Annotated in this window: 4 protein-coding genes; 3 read left to right on the forward strand and 1 reads right to left on the reverse strand. The window is 72.2% G+C overall.

Annotated elements, in window-relative coordinates:
• Window positions 1-35 precede the first annotated feature (35 nt).
• From OG422_RS25420 to OG422_RS25430, 3 genes are all read left to right on the forward strand, one after another.
• Window positions 36-1157, forward strand: a complete 1122-nt coding sequence (locus OG422_RS25420; protein WP_143939699.1) for an ROK family glucokinase — start codon at window positions 36-38, stop codon at window positions 1155-1157.
• On the forward strand, window positions 1154-1723 hold the full coding sequence (locus tag OG422_RS25425) for a hypothetical protein (protein WP_405745962.1): 570 nt from the start codon (window positions 1154-1156) through the stop codon (window positions 1721-1723). The genes OG422_RS25420 and OG422_RS25425 overlap by 4 nt, the downstream gene beginning before the upstream one ends.
• A gap of 209 nt (window positions 1724-1932) precedes the next feature.
• Window positions 1933-2505, forward strand: a complete 573-nt coding sequence (locus tag OG422_RS25430; protein WP_405745965.1) for a dihydrofolate reductase family protein — start codon at window positions 1933-1935, stop codon at window positions 2503-2505.
• Window positions 2506-2514: 9 nt separating this feature from the next.
• On the opposite strand, the gene OG422_RS25435 is transcribed toward OG422_RS25430, so the two are convergent.
• A complete protein-coding gene (locus OG422_RS25435; protein WP_405745968.1) occupies window positions 2515-2919 on the reverse strand; it encodes a YbaB/EbfC family nucleoid-associated protein in 405 nt (134 codons plus the stop codon).
• Window positions 2920-3124: the final 205 nt, after the last annotated feature.

The following is a 3124-nucleotide window of genomic DNA, read 5'->3' on the forward strand; positions in this document are numbered from 1 at the left end:
CCGGGCCACCACCGCAGCCACGGCGAGGTGGGCCGATGAGTACGTACCGTGAACGCGTCCCCCGGGGGCCCGCCCGAGCGACCGTGCTGCGCACCGCCGGGACCCGCCAGCGCCGCTCGCACCTGACCGCGCCGCGCGTCCCGACCGTCGGCATCGACATCGGCGGCACCAAGGTCATGGCGGGCGTCGTCGACGCCGACGGCGCGATCCTGGAGCAGGTCCGCACCGAGACGCCGGACAAGTCCAAGAGCCCGAAGGTCGTCGAGGACACCATTACCGAGCTGGTCCTCGACCTCTCCGACCGGCACGATGTGCACGCGGTGGGCATCGGCGCCGCCGGATGGGTCGATGCGGACCGCTCCAACGTCCTCTTCGCCCCGCATCTGAACTGGCGCAACGAACCGCTCCGCGACCGCCTCGCGGGCCGCCTCGCCGTCCCCGTCATGGTCGACAACGACGCCAACACCGCCGCCTGGGCGGAGTGGCGGTTCGGCGCCGGACGCGGCGAGGACCACCTCGTCATGATCACGCTGGGCACCGGCATCGGCGGCGCCATCCTGGAGGACGGCCAGGTCAAACGCGGTAAGTACGGGGTGGCCGGGGAGTTCGGCCATATGCAGGTGGTGCCCGGCGGCCACCGCTGCCCGTGCGGCAACCGCGGCTGCTGGGAGCAGTACAGCTCCGGCAACGCCCTGGTCCGCGAGGCCCGGGAACTGGCCGCCGCCGACTCCCCGGTCGCGTACAACATCATCGAGCGGGTCAAGGGCAACGTCCCGGACATCACCGGGCCGCTCATCACGGAGCTGGCGCGGGAGGGCGACGCGATGTGCGTCGAGCTGCTCGCCGAGATCGGCCAGTGGCTCGGCGTCGGCATCGCCAACCTCGCCGCCGCCCTCGACCCGTCCTGCTTCGTCATCGGCGGGGGCGTCAGCGCCGCCGACGACCTGCTGATCGGCCCCGCCACGGACGCCTTCCGCCGCACCCTCACCGGCCGCGGCTACCGCCCCGAGGCGCGGATCGTCAAGGCGCAGCTGGGGCCCGAGGCAGGGATGGTCGGCGCCGCGGACCTCGCCCGGCTGGTCGCCCGCCGTTTCCGGCGCGCCAACCGCCGCCGGGTGGAGCGTTACGAACGCTACGAACGGACCGGCCGCCGATGACCACCCAGGACCTCACGGGCGCCGCCGCCCAGCCGCCCGCCGCCGCGCCTGAGCGCGAGACGCCCCGCCGCTGGCTGATGGCCGTGATCGTCTTCCTGCTGATCGCCCTCCCCGCGGGCTACATCGTCATCTCCGCCGAGCAGAGCCGCGGCAGCGGCGAGACGAAGGAGGCCGAGGCCGCCGCGACGGGCCTGACCAACGCCTTCCCGTCCAAGGTGCAGCAGCGGATCTACAACGTCCCGGTGCCGCTCGGCTCGACGCCCGTCTACTACTACGAGACGAACTCCTGGGACAGCAGCTCGCTCTTCGTGCAGTTCCGGACCAACGGCGCGGGCCTGGCCCGCTATCTGAAGGCCATCGGCACCAGCGTCGACGCGCTCAAGAAGGGTGAGGTCACCATCACGCCCCGGCAGGCGGCGCAGGTCGGCTGGGATTTCACCGGTGACGGCCAGTTCGCCGGATTGCGTGAGCACCGCGATAGGCCGCAGCCGTCGCAGCAGATCACGGTGAGTTTCGACGAGCCGGGGCATCCGGTGGTGCATACGGTGTCGACCGTCGCGTTCTGAGCAGCGGCGGGTTCCGCGGACCGTTCCGTTCCGGGACGACCGTGCGCCGGGCCGCCCCCCCGTACTCCGGACGGCTGAGGCGAACGGGACGGATGTGGCGGATGGGTTCCCGCATGCCGTGCGGTCGGTGATCATGTCGGTGCGCCGCGCCCGCACCCGGGCCCGGCGACCGCCACGGCGGCCGGACACCAGATCCCGAGGGACCCCAGATGCGCACGCTGATCAGCACCGCCTTCATCTCGCTCGACGGCGTCGTGGAAGCCCCCGGCGGCGAGCCCGGCTACCGCAATTCCGGATGGACGGTCAACGACGTCGACTTCCTGCCCGAGGTGTTCGAGATCAAGGGCCGCGAGCAGGAGGAGGCCACCGCGCTGCTGCTGGGCCGGGTCAGCTACGAGGCGTTCAGCCCCCTCTGGCCGGACATGGCGGAATTCGCCGGCTACCACGCGATGCCCAAGTACGTCGTCTCCACCACCCTCACCCCGGACGCCCTGGCCACGAACTGGGGCGAGACCACGATCCTGCGCTCCCTCGACGAGGTCGCCGCCCTCAAGGAGACCGACGGCGGCCCGATCATCGTCCACGGCAGCGCCACCCTCAACCACCACCTCTCGGACGCCGGCCTGATCGACCGCTACCACCTGCTGGTCTTCCCCCTGCTCCTCGGCGCGGGCAAGCGCCTGTTCAGCACCGCCGACCAGCCCACCCGGAAGCTGAAGCTGGTCGAGCACGCGGCGTATGCGAACGGGGTGCAGATGAACGTGTTCGATGTGGTGCGGTGACGTGCCCGCTCAGCGGGAGCCCGGCCCGTCCTTCGGGGACGGCGCCGGGGTGGTGAGGGGGGAGTCGTGGTGCTGCTGGTTCTCGGTGCGGAGGCCGTCCGCCAGGCTCCGCATGCCTTCGGTGAAGGTGTTGACCTGCTTGGCCCGCACCTCCCGCAGCGCCGACTGTGCGGCGGCGACCGCCGTGACGACCATGTCCTCCAGCGACTGCGGGTCGTCCGGGTCGATGACCGACGGGTCCACCCGCAGCGAGGTCAGCGTCCCGTCGGAGTCCACCTTCGCGATGACCAGACCGCCGCGCGCGTGCCCGGTCATCTCGCTGTCCTTCAGACCGCCCAGGGCGGACAGGTTCCCCTGGAGGTCGCGCATCCGCTGGGTGAGCGCGGCAATGTCGAAGGACGGACTGTCGGACATGGGCGGGGCTCCTCGGGGAGTACGGAAAGGCGCGGACCGGGCCGCACGGCGGCCACGTGCGGGGGATGGCAGTGGTCCACAGCCCATCTTGCGGTCCGGGCCGGTGCCTGCCCATGTCCCTGTTCTGGGGATCTCCGCCCCGGCACGGCGGCGGAGACACGGGCGGGTCCGGGGCGCCCCCTGCGGAGCGCCCCGGACCGGCCGG

Source organism: Streptomyces sp. NBC_01525, assembly GCF_045040405.1.
GTDB classification, from domain to species: domain Bacteria; phylum Actinomycetota; class Actinomycetes; order Streptomycetales; family Streptomycetaceae; genus Streptomyces; species Streptomyces benahoarensis.